This is a genomic window from Lonsdalea britannica (genome assembly GCF_003515985.1).
GTDB classification, from domain to species: Bacteria; Pseudomonadota; Gammaproteobacteria; order Enterobacterales; family Enterobacteriaceae; genus Lonsdalea; species Lonsdalea britannica.
The window spans coordinates 1,553,058-1,568,290 of sequence record NZ_CP023009.1 but is presented as its reverse complement, the minus strand read 5'-3'; the positions used below and the strand labels follow the sequence as shown (position 1 = coordinate 1,568,290).

Sequence of the window (15,233 nt, the reverse complement as noted above, 5' to 3'; positions counted from 1 at the left end):
CGCCGGATCATGTCACCATTCGATTACCTCAAATCGGCTATCAAACAACAGGGATGTACCCTACAGCAGGTTGCCGACGCCACCGGGATGACGAAAGGCTACCTTAGCCAATTATTGAACGCCAAAATCAAAAGCCCCAGCGCGCAGAAGCTGGAAGCGCTGCACCGCTTCCTGGGGCTGGAATTCCCCTACCATCAGAAAAGCATCGGCGTCGTGTTCGGTAAATTTTACCCGCTGCATACCGGTCATATCTATTTGATCCAGCGCGCCTGTAGCCAGGTGGACGAACTGCACGTCATCATGGGGTTCGACGAAGAGAGGGACCGCACCCTCTTCGAACACAGCTCCATGTCGCAGCAGCCGACCGTCAGCGACCGCCTGCGCTGGCTGCTGCAAACCTTCAAATATCAAAAAAATATCCATATTCACGCCTTTAACGAAGAAGGTATGGAACCCTATCCGCACGGCTGGGACGTCTGGAGCCAAGGCATTAAAAAATTCATGGCGGAAAAAGGTATCGAACCTAACTTCGTCTACACCAGCGAAGAGCAGGATGCGCCCCAGTACAAGCCCCATCTCGGGATCGACGCCGTACTGGTCGACCCGAACCGTTCCTTTATGAATATCAGCGGCTCTCAGATCAGACAGAACCCGTTCCGCTACTGGGAATACATTCCCACAGAGGTGAAACCTTTCTTCGTTCGTACCGTGGCGATTCTGGGGGGCGAGTCCAGCGGAAAATCAACGCTGGTCAATAAGTTGTCCAATATCTTTAACACCACCAGCGCCTGGGAATACGGCCGTGACTACGTATTTTCGCATCTGGGCGGCGACGAGATGGCACTGCAGTATTCCGACTACGATAAAATTGCGCTAGGCCAGGCCCAATACATTGATTTTTCAGTTAAATATGCCAACAAAGTGGCATTTATCGACACCGACTTCATCACCACGCAGGCATTTTGTAAAAAATACGAAGGTCGCGAGCACCCGTTCGTTCAGGCGCTGATTGAGGAATATCGATTCGATCTGGTGATTTTGCTGGAAAACAACACGCCGTGGGTGGCGGACGGTCTACGCAGTCTAGGCAGCACGGCGGATCGCTCGGAGTTCCAAAATCTCCTCAAGGAGATGCTGGCGCAGAATAACGTCGACTATGTCTATGTCACCGAATCGGACTACGACAGCCGCTTTCTGCGCTGCGTGGAGCTGGTGCAGAACATGCTGGGACACGACGGCCGCAGCATGAACTAAACCCAGCATGCCTTACGTCGGCCAGCGCCACTCGCGGGACGGCGTGAGGATTTCCGGGAGCGGGACGTCCCAATGGGCTGCCGGCACCTGCTCCACCTGCTGACAATCGTGAGCCAGACCGATCGGATAAGGCCCGCGCGCCTGCCAGTGTTCCAGCGTGCGATCGTAGAATCCCCCGCCCATCCCCAGTCGCTGTCCCTGATCGTCGAACGCCACCAGCGGTGTAAACAGAATATCGAGCTGGTGAGTCGGCAACACCTGACGCACGTCTAATCGCGGCTGCAAAATATTCAGCCGGTTAAGCGTTAGCGGCGTGTCATGTTCATAGCACAGGAACAGCAACTGACCGGCGCTGAACGGATGCAGAACGGGAAGGTAGACCTGCTTGCCCTGACGCCAGAGCGCGTCAATCAACGGAGCGGTATCCAGTTCGCCATCAAATGAGAGATACGCCGCTACATGTCGGGCTTGCTGAATTCGGGGATGATCGATAATGCGTTGCGCCGCCTGTTGAGAGAAGCTCGCCTGCTGTTCGGCGCTAAGCGCGCGGCGACGTTGGCGTATACGCTGACGGAGGGTCTGACGGTCAAGATCGGCGGAGCGATCGGCAGAAGAAGTGAGCGTCTGCATATCGGGTATCGGCCTGTTGGAAAGGATGTAAGAAAAAGGAAGGAATCTCCGAGATGCCGCCGCAGGCTGTAACCCTTGAACCCTTGGTTCAAGGTGAACGTCACGTCGCAGTTTTTAGGCTTCTCGGACGGACCGAGCATGCGCACCAACCACAAGCACAACATTCTGTTGGTTGTAAATATCGGCTCAGGGGACTGGCCCGCTGGCAAACATCTCAGAGAAATTTTATTCGTTACTCGCTGTTACCCTAACATGTCTAACAGCGTTTTGTTACCCGTAATCCCCAACCTCTTTACCAAAATGCGCACTTATTCAAACTGGGCATCCTGACGGTCGGTAATGCGGCCTTGCTCCAGCAGCGCCTGTTCAATGGTCTGCTGCAGCATGCGAATCCGTTGTTCCATATTGGAGGCATAGTCACGGGTTTTTGTCCGTTCCTGCGCCAGCTCATGGCACACATTGAGCGCGGCGATAAAGACCAGCTGCTCCGTGTTTGTGACTCTAGTGCGAACTTTGAGATCTTGCAACCGCTGGTTAAGATCTTCCGCAGCCTGATTCAACGCATCCTGTTGTTCTGGCGGACAATTCACTCTTAACGAACGGCCAAAAATTTGAATATCTACCGGTTGTGCAGACATGCCACCTTCCTGCCCTTGTGTCGTTTCGCACCCGCGCGGATTGATTACCTGGCGCTGCCTGGCAGCCTTTCCAGGTAAAAAGCGGGCGCTACTATATATACCCCAAATAGAAGATACAAGCCCTTTCTGGTATAGCAACGGAGCTTGGTGGTAGCATAACACGAACTCCCCGCAACGACGATGAATGCGCATGTCTATAGAGAACAAACTCCCTGGCTATGAAGCCACTGAACAACTACTGAAACAGCATCAGGTCGCCCTGACGGCAGCGGAAATGCACGGCCTGATCAGCGGCATTTTATGCGGCGGCAATCACGACGACAGTTGGAAAACGCTGGTGTCGGAACTGACCAACGACGGCCTGTCATTCCCCCAGGCGTTGGCTCAGCCGCTGCTGGAGATTTACCAGATCACCCGCAGTACGCTGGACGATGAAGGCTTCATGTTCCAGCTGTTCCTGCCGGACGATACGCAAGACAATGTGACCGTTTTTGAACGCGCCGACGGTCTGGCGGGTTGGGTCAACCACTTCCTGCTCGGCCTCGGCGTAGTGCAGCCGCGTCTGGAAAAGACGCAGGGCGAACTGAAAGAGGCGATTGGCGATCTGCGCAACATCGCTCAGCTTGGCTATGACGAAGATGAAGATCTGGAGCAGCTGTCCCAGTCGCTGGAAGAAGTCGTCGAATATGTGCGGGTTGCTGCCATAATGTGTCATAACGAGTTCACTCATCCGGTGGTAACCGCCCCCGAACAAAAGCCGACGCTGCACTAACGTTCGGCTATCCGCCTTACAGGTCAGCGCCCGGCGCTGACAATTCAGGAGCAGGTGATGAATCAACAAGAATATCTCCGTCGACGGCAGGCACTGCTGGAAAAAATGGCGCCTGCCAGCGCCGCGATTATTTTTGCGGCCCCCGAAGCGCAACGTAATGCCGACAGCGACTACCCCTACCGGCAGAGCAGCGATTTCTGGTACTTCACCGGCTTTAATGAGCCTGAAGCCGCGCTGCTGCTGGTCAAGAGCGATGAAAATCATCACCACAGCGTCTTGTTCAACCGGGTCCGCGATATCAACGCCGAAATCTGGTTCGGACGCCGTCTGGGACAGGATGCCGCCCCAGCCAAACTGGGTGTGGATCGCGCGTTGCCGTTTGAAGAGATGGGCGAACAGCTGCATCTGTTGCTAAATGGACTGGACGTGGTTTACCACGCGCAGGGCCAGTACCGTTACGCCGACAAACTGGTGTTCGCCGCGCTGGAAACGCTGCGTGAAGGCACGCGTAAAGGCTACTCCGCGCCGTCGACGATCACGGACTGGCGCCCGTGGGTGCATGAAATGCGTCTGGTTAAGTCGCCGCTCGAAATCGACCTGCTGCGACGCGCTGGAGAAATCACGGCGCTGGCCCATACCCGCGCGATGCAAACCAGCCGTCCCGGTCTGTATGAGTATCAGCTGGAAGGGGAAATTCACTACGAGTTCACCCGCCACGGCGCTCGCTACCCGTCATACAACACGATTGTGGGCAGCGGCGAAAACGGCTGCATTCTCCATTACACCGAGAACGAGAGCCAGATGCAGGACGGCGATCTGGTGCTGATCGACGCTGGCTGCGAGTACCAGGGCTATGCGGGTGACATCACCCGAACTTTCCCGGTTAACGGAAAATTCACGGCGCCTCAGCGCGCAATTTACGACATCGTGCTGGCCGCCGAAAAACGCGCCATCGAGCTTTATGGTCCGGGACGCAGCATCCGTGAGGTTAATGAAGAAGTCGTCCGCATCATGCTACAGGGCCTGCTGGATCTCGGTATTTTGCACGGCGACATCGACGAACTTTATACCGCCGAAGCGCACCGCGACTTCTATATGCACGGCCTGAGCCACTGGCTGGGTCTGGATGTCCATGACGTCGGCGATTACGGCACCGGCGATCGCGGACGCATCCTGGCGCCGGGCATGGTGCTGACGGTAGAACCGGGCCTCTACATCGCCCCGGACGCCGACGTCCCGCCGGAATATCGCGGCATCGGCATACGCATCGAAGACGATATTGTGATTACCGCCAGCGGTAACGAGGTGTTGACCGCGGGCGTGGTAAAAGATCCGGACGATATCGAAGCGCTGATGGCGGCCGCGGCGAGCAACGCTTCATGAGTATCCTGATCGTCGGCGGAGGCATGGCCGGCGCAACTCTGGCGCTCGCGATCGCCACTCTGTCGCAGGGGAAGATCGCGGTCGATCTTATCGAATCCCGCGACCCCCAGGATCGCCAGCATCCCGGCTTTGATGCGCGCGCCATCGCCTTATCGGAAGGCACCCGCCAGCAGTTGGAAACGATCGGTATCTGGCCTGCTCTGGCGGATGCCGCCACGCCGATCAACACCGTACACGTCAGCGATCGCGGCCACGCGGGCTATGTCTATTTGCACGCCCGGGACTACCGAGTCGACGCATTAGGCTATGTCGTTGAGCTGCACGAAGCGGGCAAACGCCTGTTCTCACTTTTGGAGCAAGCGCCGGGGGTACGTCTCCACTGCCCGGCGACGGTGGTCAACGTCGAGCGCGATGCTAACGGCGCGACGCTGACGCTGGACAACGGCGACGCGTTGCGCGGACAGCTGCTGGTGGCCGCCGACGGCTCCCACTCTCAGCTAGCCCATGCTGCGGGGATTCGCTGGGAAGATCATCCTTATGAACAGGTGGCGGTCATCGCTAACATCACTACCTCGGAGCCTCACCGCGGCCGCGCCTACGAGCGCTTCACGCCGCATGGCCCGTTGGCACTGTTGCCGATGAGTCAGGGCCGCAGCTCGCTGGTCTGGTGCCACCCGCAGGCGCGGCAGGCCGAAGTGGATAGCTGGAGCGACGACGCGTTCCGGCGTCAGCTACAGCTTGCCTTCGGCTGGCGGCTGGGCGCGATGACGCACGTCGGCGAACGCCACAGTTATCCACTCGCGCTGCGCACCGCAGAGCGCCACATTAGCCACCGGCTCGCGCTGGTCGGCAACGCGGTGCAAACGCTCCATCCTATCGCCGGTCAGGGTTTCAACCTCGGGCTGCGCGATGTGATGACGCTGGCGGAAACCGTCGTGACAGCCGTAACGCGCGGGGAAGATCCCGGCAGTTATCCGGTGCTGGATCGCTACGAGCAACGGCGTCAGCCGGATCGCCAGACGACCGTCGCGATTACTGACGGGCTGGTGAGGATCTTCGCCAACGCGTATCTCTCAATGGAAGTGGCGCGCAATCTGGGCCTGATGGCCATGAACAGCCTGCCCGCGCTGCGGGATAGTCTGGCACGCAGAACGCTAGGCTGGGTGGAACGATAACCGTCGCCGACGGCAACAACAGGAATTCACGCTTTATGCAATCATTCGACGTGGTAATCGCCGGCGGAGGCATGGTCGGTCTGGCGCTCGCCTGCGGGCTACAGGGCAGCGGGTTACGCATCGCCGTACTGGAAAAACAGCCGGTGAATGCCCCCGCCGCCCAGCAGGATCTGGCGCCGCGCGTGTCAGCCATCAATGCCGCCAGCGAACAGCTGCTGCGAAAGCTCGGCGTGTGGCAAACCATCGCGGCCCAACGCATCAGCCCTTATAACGAGATGTACGTGTGGGATCGGGATAGTTTTGGCAGCATTAGCTTCAACGGCGAAGAGACCGGTTTTTCCCATCTTGGCCACATCATCGAGAACGAGGTGATCCAACAGTCGCTGTGGCAACATGCGGAACGCGCGCGCGACGTCACTCTTATTGCGCCCGCGGCCCTAAAGCAGGTGGCGTGGGGGGAGAACGAGGCCTTTATCACGCTGGAAGACGGCAGCATGCTGACAGCGCGGCTGGTGGTCGGCGCGGACGGCGCGCACTCATGGCTGCGGCAACATGCCGATATTCCGCTGACCTTCTGGGATTACGGTCATCATGCGCTGGTCGCCAATATCCGTACCCAGCGTCCACACGAGTCTGTGGCGCGGCAGGTCTTTCACGGCGACGGCATGCTGGCGTTCCTGCCGCTCAGCGATCCGCATCTCTGCTCCATCGTCTGGTCTCTGCCGCCGGAACGCGCGCAGACCATGCTGGAAGCGCCAGCGGAAACGTTCAATTCGCAGCTGGCCGCCGAGTTTGATATGCGTCTGGGCCTGTGTGAGCTGGAAAGCGAGCGACAGTCTTTCCCCCTGACGGCACGCTACGCCCGTAGCTTTGCCGCACACCGACTGGTGCTGATGGGCGATGCGGCGCATACCATTCACCCGCTGGCGGGACAAGGCGTGAATCTGGGTTTTATGGACGTTGCCGAGCTGATTGCCGAGCTCAAGCGCCTCCAGTCTCAGGGCAAAGATATCGGCCAGTATCTGTATCTGCGCCGCTACGAACGTCGCCGCAAGCACAGCGCTGCGATGATGCTCGCCAGCATGCAGGGGTTCCGCGAACTATTCGCCGGTTCACACCCGGCCAAGAAATTGCTGCGCGACGTGGGGCTGAAGCTGGCGGATACCCTGCCTGGCATCAAACCCACGCTCGTACGTCAGGCTATGGGGTTCCACGACATGCCTGAGTGGCTGGAAGAGCAACGCTAATCCGCCTTCATACCTCCAGGAGCGTCTCTGACGCTCCTGAACGCTTTCGCCTTTCACCGGATTGACGCCCGACATATTGCAACGATGCTCAGCACAGGAATACACCGACCCGCCCCTGTTTTACCCGTAAACCGACAGAGAACCGATTAACGTTTTATCGAAGGAGCGTGACGGAGATAAAGGCGGGATAAAAATACCGCACAATAAAGCGGCGACCTTTTTTCAACATCATGTTAAAAGCGATATCGCTTATTTCTCATTACCGAAATAATATAAAAAAGCTATTTACATGATATTTCTGACTTAAAATATCCGGCTATAAAATAATAGTGGTTATATTTCTCAGGTGTTGCATTACACTAACTATATTGCGCCCTTCCATTAGCATTTCCGCTACACTATCAAAGCGTGACGGCAAGCAGATAATGTCGACACCTTTCCTAGGTAGGTATATGATTGCAAGCACATATAATCACAGATCTTCAGTTTCTGCCGGGGGGTTCCCAGCGGGGAGATCTGCCGTTTTCGTTCCCTGTTTTTGCGCCGTTATTGAGGAGAAAATAACATGCTGCAAGCGCGTACCGTTAAAGAGAAAGTATTACTGGCTATATTGGTCGGTATTATTGCGGGCATTATTTGTGCCATTACAAAATTCGGCTGGGAAATTCCTTTTCCACCCAGAACACCCGCACGTGATCTGACTAACCCGCCACAGGAATTGCTGCAACAGCTGGGTATGTCCTTTGAGCTTTCTCACATTAGCTACCTGTTCAATGGCAACCCGCGCCCGATCATGAGTTTCATCATGCACTTCGGTTTCTCAATCACCTTTACCGTGCTGTACTGTATCGCTGCCGAATTCTGCACCAAAATCAAACTGTGGCAGGGCGCATTCTACGGCCTGGTACTGTGGGTTGTGTTCCACGTCGTTCTGCTGCCGCTGTTCGGTACCGTGCCTGCACCTTGGGATCAGCCGTTTGCTGAACACTTCTCCGAACTGTTTGGTCATATGTTCTGCTTCTGGGTTGCTGAGCTTGCTCGCCGCGATCTGCGCAACCGTATGACACACCTGCCGGACGCTGGCGAAACGCGCTAATTCGCCGTTTAACGCCCGTACAATTCTGCCGCTACCCGCTCCGGGTAGCGGCATTTTTTTCGCCCCTCACCAACCGTTGTCCTGTCAAACGTCCAACAATGTATTGACGCAACGACTGTTTATCACCAATGTCTCAGCCGCCGTCGAATCACAACAACGACCCGTAAAATCCGCCCCTATAAATATATTGAAAAAAATTGACGTTAATTTACATACAAAGGACACCTAAGCGACTGGAAGTGTCTCAAATGGACTCTATGGCCAAGGACAATAAGGGTCACAAGAGACATAGCTTGTTAAAGCTGGCCATTCTGATGGCTGAATAACCTCGTATACATTTTGATTAAACCCCTTATTTTCATACCGCAAATTGAATCGGGGATATAACCAGACTCAATATCAGGGTATTTTCCATGCCGAACTAAACTGGCGAAAAATCGAGGACATTGCTATAGGTATATAAATATCGAATGCGTGCCATCGCAGCGGAAATACTGGCGTCGTTCTATATCATTAAAAAAATGATATAAATTTAAAAAAATAAGTGCAACATCAGGGAATATTAAACTCACCAGTGATTTACTCAAAAAATAAAAATAAATTAAATCAATAAGTTAAATACATAAATCCGATAAAAAATGGTCCCCGCGCCCAACATCAGCGCAGACCGGCCAGCTTACCTACACAGCTATTATTTAATAACAAGATGATTCCCTTTAATTAACTAAATTAATAGCCACCTCCATAAAAACAGCGATAAATCATAAGATAACCACTGAGGTAAATAATCTGATTTACGTTTTTTCAACTGGTGAATAACTCTTTTTTTCTTACAATCACAACACGTTATTTATTTTTATCAGCACGACGCCTCAAATTCAGGCGATATCCATAATCAGTCATTCGCCCCATGCTTTTCATTTTCGAGGTATGTATTACTGGGGAAAGTTAACGCGTGTCCACAAGCTCAACTGACATTCAATTTTTTTCACAGGAGAGACCTATTTTGACGACTTTGAAACCCTTGCTCGCCAAAAATCGCAGTTGGGCGCTGCAACGCCGCCAACGGCACCCCCACTACTTCAAACAGCATGTTTCGGTGCAGAAGCCACACTCGCTATGGATCGGCTGTTCAGACAGCCGCGTTCCCGCCGAAGTCCTGACGGGCTCCAGCCCCGGTGAACTGTTCGTGCATCGCAACATAGCCAACATGGTAAGCCACGAGGACGATAACTTCATGAGCGTGCTGCAATACGCCCTTGAATACCTCCGCGTCTCGCGCATCGTACTGTGCGGCCACTACTGCTGCGGCGGCGTTCAGGCGGCCATCGAATTACCGACGATGGCGCTGGATCAGGAAAACTCTGCGCTGTCTCGACGGATCACATCCCTGCGTTCGACGCTGCTCCCCCATCTGTCTGATCACGTAGGTCAGGGAAGAGAGGAAACGCCGGATGAACAGAGAAACCGGCTGGTCGAAGCCAACGTGCGCGAGCAGTTCACCCGGTTGGTCCATGCGCCGCCGGTAGTCAAAGCCTGGGAAGACGGCATGGAACTGAGCGTGTTTGGCTGCGTCTACGACCTGCATAACGGTCATCTGAAGGAGTTGATTCACCAGAGTCACGGGGAGGGCGCCGCATGAACCTCTCAACGCTTCGCCAAGATATCCCCGCCGGTATTGTCGTCTTTCTTGTCGCGCTGCCGCTCTGTCTGGGCATTGCGCAGGCCAGCGGGCTCCCCCCCTTTGTCGGCCTGGTAACCGGCGTCATCGGCGGTCTGGTGGTCACGCTGCTCAGCCCGTCGCGCTATGCCGTCAGCGGCCCGGCCGCAGGACTGGTCACGATTGTGTCCGGGGCCATTGAGTCGCTGGGTTCGTTCGCCGCTCTGCTGTTCGCCATCATGCTCTCCGGCGTGCTGCAATACCTGATGGGCATGGCCCGCATTGGACGTTTCATTTCAGTGGTTCCCAGCAGTGTGATCCGCGGTATGCTAGCCGCCATCGGCCTCCTGTTGATCATGCAGCAGATCCCGCTGGCATTGGGTTTTCCGGATGCAGAGCAGATGAGTTCGCTATGGCGCGATCCTTCCCTGCTGCCCTCGTTTAGCGCGCCTTTTGTCGCTCTCTCGGGACTACTACTGCTATGGTGTTGGGACCATCCCGCCATCAAACAGCACAAAATCTTGAGCTGGTTCCCCGGACCGCTGGTCGCCGTTCTCTTTGGCGGACTGTGCGCGCTTTTTGGCGATCGCGTTGTTGCCGATTTCGCCACCACGCTGCCGCGCATTCAGCTTCCATCCTTCGAAAATCTCGGCCAGTTGGCGGCTGAAGCCATCCGTCCTGACTGGCAGGTTTGGAACAACCCCACCGTTTACGTCGTCGCCGTCACGCTGGCGCTGGTCGCCAGTCTGGAAACGCTGCTCAGTCAGGAAGCCCTGAAGAAAATCAAGCCGCAGACTCCGCCGCCATCGCCGGATAAAGAGCTGCGGGCGCAGGGCGTCGGGAATTTGCTCAGCGGTTTTGTCGGCGGTCTGCCCATCACGGCGGTCATCGTGCGCAGTTCCGTCAACGTTAACGCAGGCGCGCGCAGCAAAATCGCCATCCTGTTGCACGCCGTCTTACTGCTGCTCAGCGTGCGTTACATGAGCCAGTTGTTGAACATCATTCCTCTGGCCAGCCTCGCGGCCGTACTGCTATATACCGGATACAAGCTGGCTGCTCCGGCCCTGTTTGTCTCTCAGTGGAAGAATGGCTGGCAGCAGTTTGCTCCGTTCATCATCACCATCGCCGGGATCATCGTATTCGGCATGCTCGCGGGGATTGGGTTGGGGATAGCCGCTCAGCTCGCCATCAGCAGCTATAAGAGCCACCGTAATGCGCTGCAGCTCACCCGCTACGGCAACCATTTCGTGCTGCGCTTCCAGAAGAACCTGACGTTCGTCCACAACCCGCATCTTCAGTCGCTGCTCAACAAGATCCCGTCTCATAGCGTGGTTATCGTCGAGCATGACAATGCGGACTACATTGATGCGGACGTCAAAAACATGCTGCTCGAGTTCCGCGAAGAGGCGACGCAACGCGGCATTCGTCTGGCACAGTGGCCGCTGTAATGCGATGAAGTTTCATGCTGTACGTGTGGTGCAGCGTTTTACATGCTCCTACAACCCGGGCCGTTCAGGCGGCCTGGGCTACCTACCCAGACTTCGCCGGTTCAAACGCAACCGTTGAGCGAAACCGTTAAAATAATAAGTCCGCAAATTATCCCTGCACGAATTGACATAAATCGGGAAAAAATAGATTAGGGTTTACTTTATGTCAGCCACATCATTATATTGGTGCATCAATAGGCTTTAGGCTTATTTATCATTACGCTTCGGCACGGATTCCCTCTATGGGCGTTTTAATAAAAATTTTTTAATTTAAAAAACGACCGTAATATTATTCAGGATGAAGTTATACATGAATCCTATCCCGCTTTTTTTTGTTTCTTTAGTCTTTATTGCAGACGGCCTGATGGTATTTTTGATCCCCATACTGGTCTATGCGGAAACCCAAAGTCTGACCTATTCGGGGCTCGCCTACGCCCTGTGGTGGCTGCCCAGGATTGTACTGACCCCGTTGCTGGGAGCCGGCATCGACCGCTGGGGCGTGCGTACGCTTTCCATTGCCTCGGATGCGGTCAAAGCGTTGGCCTGCCTGCTACTGTGCCTGGTGCTGCACTTCACACGGGACCCACTGATGTTATCCCTTTGCGCGGGGGTGTTCGGCACCGTCGTATCCGCGGGCAATGCACAAACCACCCTGGCGTTCGAGAAACTGATTGCCACCTTCAGTCGGAATGTGAATAAAGATGCCAACTTGCTGACCCGTGCGGATTTATTAGGCTGTGTTATCGGCCCGTTGCTCGGCATATTATTTTATGACTCAGGCTACATGACGATTTTATTTATTGCCGCCACCGGTTATTTAATCAATGCCTATTATTTTCTGACAACTCAACACCTCACTCTCGCCACAAAATCTACAACGGTCGCCACTCAAAATTTAATGCCTTCTTGGAACCTATTAAAAAGTCCACTTATTATTTTGATGTTATTTCTGGCGGCGGGAAATAATTTCTTCGCTGGATTAATGGCTTCCAGTGGTCCCGCTATTATCGAGACAAAAATGGCGCTGCCCATTGAATATTTCGGACTGGTTCAGATTTTTGCGGGTGCCGCCGGCATGGTCACGACAGGTATCTACGGCACCGGGATGCGACGTGTTAGCAAGGAGGGACAGCTGACGCTCGGCATTCTCATCATCACGCTGTCATCGCTTGCGCTCTCCCATACGATGGACAGACTGATACCGTTTATCACCTTTTACTCGCTGTGCATTGCCGGAAAAGTCTTCACCGATAACGTCATGCGTACGCTGCGTATTACCCTGATCCCTTCACGACAACTGGCTGGCGCCTCTTCGCTGATCGTCATGCTAAATCAGTCCATCCTGCCGTTCATGTGGCTGTTTCTGTTTATCGCTGAACATTATCACCTGCCTATTCAGGACTTTATGTACATTGCCGTGGTGATCTCTTTGCTCTCGGGGTTGGGGATCGTGCTGGGAATGCGTAAAATGCAGCAACATGCACATATCTCGTCATCGCAGACCGAATAGCGTCAGAGGCTCATCGTGACGAGCGCATGGACCTCACCCGGATAGACATATCCCCTATCTCTAACAAGGAGCTACCATGTTACGGAAAACGATGCTTCTCACCCTCGTGTTTTGTTGCAACGCCATCGCCGCAGGCACATCGCCGGTCGCCGATCTTATCAATCAACGACTCAGCTACATGAAGGATGTCGCCGCCGATAAAATGGCGCATCAGCGCCCCATCGAGGACTCAGGGCAGGAGCACAACGTGCTTGAAGTTAGCCTGCGTCAGGCGGAGAAAGATGGGCTGGATTGCGCTTCCACCGCGCCGTTCGTTCAAGCGCAGATGGATGCCGCCAAGGCGATTCAGTATCGCTACCGCGCGGACTGGCTCTCCTCTCCCGAGCTGAACTATCAACCGCTTCCGCTGGACACAGTTCGAGCCCGTTTAATCGATATCAACACGCAGTTGCTGCAACAAATTACCGTCATGTTGCAGCAGGACGGCAGTCTGCATCGACTGTCCTATGCGCAGTTCTCTCAGTCGCTTACGGATAAAAAACTGAGCGTCGGCGATAAAAAACGCCTCTTCACCACCCTGCAACAAATCCGCCTGCATCACTGATCGGCAAGGCGCGCGGTAAAACTCCGGCGCGCCATTTTCCCCGCCCATTTTCGCTATCACGCTGTGACGCCGTGCGCTGACGCCGCACAGTGAGAAAATCGTAATATCGAGGGTATTGAGGACGGGGAAGTCGGTCGCTTAGGGGACAGACGTCAGGACTTCCCCAGAACGTAAAACAGCGCCCCCGCAGAAGACAATGGAGCGGCAACCGCAATACCATTTCTCTACGAGGGCGCTGTATCATCCGTTGGCGACAGGCTGTCGACGGCGGTTTAGATAAGCTCGGCGAGAGGGGATGACGCCATTCCCTCATCACCGCCCTCCGTGACGACATCGACTTGGGTCAGATGCCGTCTCGAAGGCGTCGGCGGTCAATCGACCGCTCGGATCAGGCCGTTTTTTTCACGTTATCCTGATTCTGCGCACGCAGGAACGGCAGCAGGAACAGCGCGGACAGGCAGGCCGCGATGGAGATCACGACGAAGAAACCTGACCAGTGCCATTTTTCAACCACCTGCGCCACCGGGTAACCGGACAACGCCGCGCCCAGATAGGCGAACAGGCCGACAAAACCGGTCGCCGCGCCAGCAGCATCTTTATGAGAACACTCTGCCGCCGCCATGCCGATCAGCATCTGCGGACCAAAGATGAAGAAGCCGATAGCGAAGAAGCAGCCGGCTTGCAGCACGTAGCTGATGCCCGGCATCAACCACAGCGCGGCCACGGACAGGAAGATACCAATGGCGAAAATCAGGTTCATCGGACCACGGTTGCCGTGGAACAGTTTGTCAGAACCCCAGCCTGCGACCAGTGAACCGATAAATCCGCCCACTTCGAACAGCGCCAGCGCCGAGTTGGCCGTCATCAGGGAGTAGCCTTTCTCCTGCGTCAGGTAAAGGTTACCCCAGTCATTCAACGCCGTACGGACGATGTACACCAGCACGTAGGACACCGCCAGCAGCCAGATGTACTTGTTGGTCAGCACGTAGCGCTTGATGATCTGACGGTTGGTGAGGCCCTGACCTTCAGACTCCTGCACCAGCTCCATTTCGTCGTTACGCCATTGACCGACGCTAGGCAGGCCCATCGTGTTCGGCTTGTCGCGCAGTCTCCAGCACAGCAGCAGACCCAGCGTAATCCCGATGATACCAGGGATGATCATGCCGTAACGCCAGTTGAAGTGCAGGGAAATAAAGCCCACCAACAGCGGGATCAGCGCGCCACCGAAGTTATGAGAGGTGTTCCAGATCGCCCACCATCTTCCGCGCTCAGAGCGGGAGTACCAGCTGGTCAAAATCTTGGAGCACGGCGGCCATCCCCAACCCTGGAAGAAGGCGTTAATCATCCACAGCGCGCCGAACACCAGCAAAGAGGAGCTCAGGCCGAAGACGATGTTGATAACACCGGTCATAATCAGGCCAATCCCCATGAAGTAGCGCGGATTGGAGCGGTCGCTGATCATCCCGGAGATAAATTTGGAGCAGCCGTAAGTGATATAGAACAGCGTGCCCAGAATACCGATGTCCGACATGCTCAGACCCAAGTCGGCCACCATGGCGGGCATGATGAAGTTGAAGCTCTTGCGTGTGAAATAGAACGCGGCATAGCCGACATACATGACCCACATCAATTGAATGCGCCAATATTTATAGGCGGCATCGATCTGGGCGCTGTCCTTCACCTGAGGGGCGTCAGGACGGCTTTTTAAAATGAACCACATGAAAACCTCGTTATACTGCTGTAGCGTTAGTGGCGCTTATGGTGCCTCGCGCGCGCT

General features: G+C 55.2%; 13 protein-coding genes and 1 other RNA gene. 10 read left to right on the top strand and 4 right to left on the bottom strand.

What is annotated here, in order from left to right:
• Positions 1 to 9: 9 nt before the first annotated feature.
• Positions 10 to 1,254, top strand: coding sequence for a multifunctional transcriptional regulator/nicotinamide-nucleotide adenylyltransferase/ribosylnicotinamide kinase NadR (gene nadR, locus CKQ53_RS07380; protein ID WP_085653125.1), 1,245 nt, complete (start codon positions 10 to 12; stop codon positions 1,252 to 1,254).
• 12 nt (positions 1,255 to 1,266) lie between these two features.
• Here the strand turns inward: nadR and CKQ53_RS07375 are convergent, their stop codons facing one another.
• The 3 genes from CKQ53_RS07375 to zapA form a co-directional block, all read right to left on the bottom strand.
• Positions 1,267 to 1,884 carry a 5-formyltetrahydrofolate cyclo-ligase gene (locus CKQ53_RS07375; RefSeq protein WP_085653124.1) on the bottom strand — a complete coding sequence of 206 codons (618 nt, stop codon included), beginning with the start codon at positions 1,882 to 1,884 and terminating at the stop codon, positions 1,267 to 1,269.
• A 41-nt stretch (positions 1,885 to 1,925) separates the two neighbouring features.
• A non-coding RNA gene (gene ssrS, locus CKQ53_RS07370) (6S RNA) lies at positions 1,926 to 2,108 on the bottom strand.
• Between the two features lie 84 nt (positions 2,109 to 2,192).
• Entirely contained in the window at positions 2,193 to 2,522 is a 330-nt protein-coding gene (gene zapA, locus CKQ53_RS07365; RefSeq protein WP_026739504.1) for a cell division protein ZapA, read from the bottom strand.
• Positions 2,523 to 2,712: 190 nt separating this feature from the next.
• On the opposite strand from zapA, the gene CKQ53_RS07360 reads away from it, so the two are divergent.
• From CKQ53_RS07360 to CKQ53_RS07320, 9 genes are all read left to right on the top strand, one after another.
• On the top strand, positions 2,713 to 3,294 hold the full coding sequence (locus CKQ53_RS07360) for a YecA/YgfB family protein (protein ID WP_094118658.1): 582 nt from the start codon (positions 2,713 to 2,715) through the stop codon (positions 3,292 to 3,294).
• Between the two features lie 57 nt (positions 3,295 to 3,351).
• The gene (gene pepP / locus CKQ53_RS07355) at positions 3,352 to 4,677 is read left to right on the top strand and encodes a Xaa-Pro aminopeptidase (RefSeq protein WP_118894830.1); all 1,326 of its coding nucleotides are present in this window, start codon (positions 3,352 to 3,354) and stop codon (positions 4,675 to 4,677) included.
• Positions 4,674 to 5,852 (top strand): 2-octaprenyl-6-methoxyphenyl hydroxylase, encoded by a 1,179-nt coding sequence (ubiH, locus tag CKQ53_RS07350; protein ID WP_118894829.1) that lies wholly within the window; start codon positions 4,674 to 4,676, stop codon positions 5,850 to 5,852. The genes pepP and ubiH overlap by 4 nt, the downstream gene beginning before the upstream one ends.
• 35 nt (positions 5,853 to 5,887) lie before the next feature.
• Positions 5,888 to 7,099 (top strand): FAD-dependent 2-octaprenylphenol hydroxylase, encoded by a 1,212-nt coding sequence (ubiI, locus tag CKQ53_RS07345; protein ID WP_118894827.1) that lies wholly within the window; start codon positions 5,888 to 5,890, stop codon positions 7,097 to 7,099.
• Positions 7,100 to 7,667: 568 nt separating this feature from the next.
• On the top strand, positions 7,668 to 8,195 hold the full coding sequence (locus tag CKQ53_RS07340) for a YagU family protein (protein ID WP_085652811.1): 528 nt from the start codon (positions 7,668 to 7,670) through the stop codon (positions 8,193 to 8,195).
• A 1,006-nt stretch (positions 8,196 to 9,201) separates the two neighbouring features.
• Complete coding sequence (locus CKQ53_RS07335) at positions 9,202 to 9,837, top strand: carbonic anhydrase (RefSeq protein WP_085652807.1); 636 nt, start codon at positions 9,202 to 9,204, stop codon at positions 9,835 to 9,837.
• On the top strand, positions 9,834 to 11,303 hold the full coding sequence (locus CKQ53_RS07330) for a SulP family inorganic anion transporter (RefSeq protein ID WP_085652806.1): 1,470 nt from the start codon (positions 9,834 to 9,836) through the stop codon (positions 11,301 to 11,303). Before CKQ53_RS07335 ends, CKQ53_RS07330 begins: the two co-directional genes overlap by 4 nt.
• Positions 11,304 to 11,652: 349 nt before the next feature.
• On the top strand, positions 11,653 to 12,852 hold the full coding sequence (locus tag CKQ53_RS07325) for an MFS transporter (protein WP_085652805.1): 1,200 nt from the start codon (positions 11,653 to 11,655) through the stop codon (positions 12,850 to 12,852).
• 76 nt (positions 12,853 to 12,928) lie between these two features.
• Positions 12,929 to 13,456, top strand: a complete 528-nt coding sequence (locus CKQ53_RS07320) for a chorismate mutase (protein WP_094118657.1) — start codon at positions 12,929 to 12,931, stop codon at positions 13,454 to 13,456.
• 388 nt (positions 13,457 to 13,844) lie between these two features.
• On the opposite strand, the gene uhpC is transcribed toward CKQ53_RS07320, so the two are convergent.
• On the bottom strand, positions 13,845 to 15,176 hold the full coding sequence (uhpC, locus tag CKQ53_RS07315) for an MFS transporter (RefSeq protein ID WP_118894825.1): 1,332 nt from the start codon (positions 15,174 to 15,176) through the stop codon (positions 13,845 to 13,847).
• Positions 15,177 to 15,233 lie beyond the last annotated feature (57 nt).

What these genes read in the sequence shown, in the direction of transcription:
- nadR (WP_085653125.1), top strand. Translation starts at nt 10, where the DNA reads ATGTCACCATTCGATTACCTCAAATCGGCTATCAAACAACAGGGATGT.
- CKQ53_RS07375 (WP_085653124.1), bottom strand. Translation starts at nt 1,884, where the DNA reads ATGCAGACGCTCACTTCTTCTGCCGATCGCTCCGCCGATCTTGACCGT.
- zapA (WP_026739504.1), bottom strand. Translation starts at nt 2,522, where the DNA reads ATGTCTGCACAACCGGTAGATATTCAAATTTTTGGCCGTTCGTTAAGA.
- CKQ53_RS07360 (WP_094118658.1), top strand. Translation starts at nt 2,713, where the DNA reads ATGTCTATAGAGAACAAACTCCCTGGCTATGAAGCCACTGAACAACTA.
- pepP (WP_118894830.1), top strand. Translation starts at nt 3,352, where the DNA reads ATGAATCAACAAGAATATCTCCGTCGACGGCAGGCACTGCTGGAAAAA.
- ubiH (WP_118894829.1), top strand. Translation starts at nt 4,674, where the DNA reads ATGAGTATCCTGATCGTCGGCGGAGGCATGGCCGGCGCAACTCTGGCG.
- ubiI (WP_118894827.1), top strand. Translation starts at nt 5,888, where the DNA reads ATGCAATCATTCGACGTGGTAATCGCCGGCGGAGGCATGGTCGGTCTG.
- CKQ53_RS07330 (WP_085652806.1), top strand. Translation starts at nt 9,834, where the DNA reads ATGAACCTCTCAACGCTTCGCCAAGATATCCCCGCCGGTATTGTCGTC.
- CKQ53_RS07325 (WP_085652805.1), top strand. Translation starts at nt 11,653, where the DNA reads ATGAATCCTATCCCGCTTTTTTTTGTTTCTTTAGTCTTTATTGCAGAC.
- CKQ53_RS07320 (WP_094118657.1), top strand. Translation starts at nt 12,929, where the DNA reads ATGTTACGGAAAACGATGCTTCTCACCCTCGTGTTTTGTTGCAACGCC.
- uhpC (WP_118894825.1), bottom strand. Translation starts at nt 15,176, where the DNA reads ATGTGGTTCATTTTAAAAAGCCGTCCTGACGCCCCTCAGGTGAAGGAC.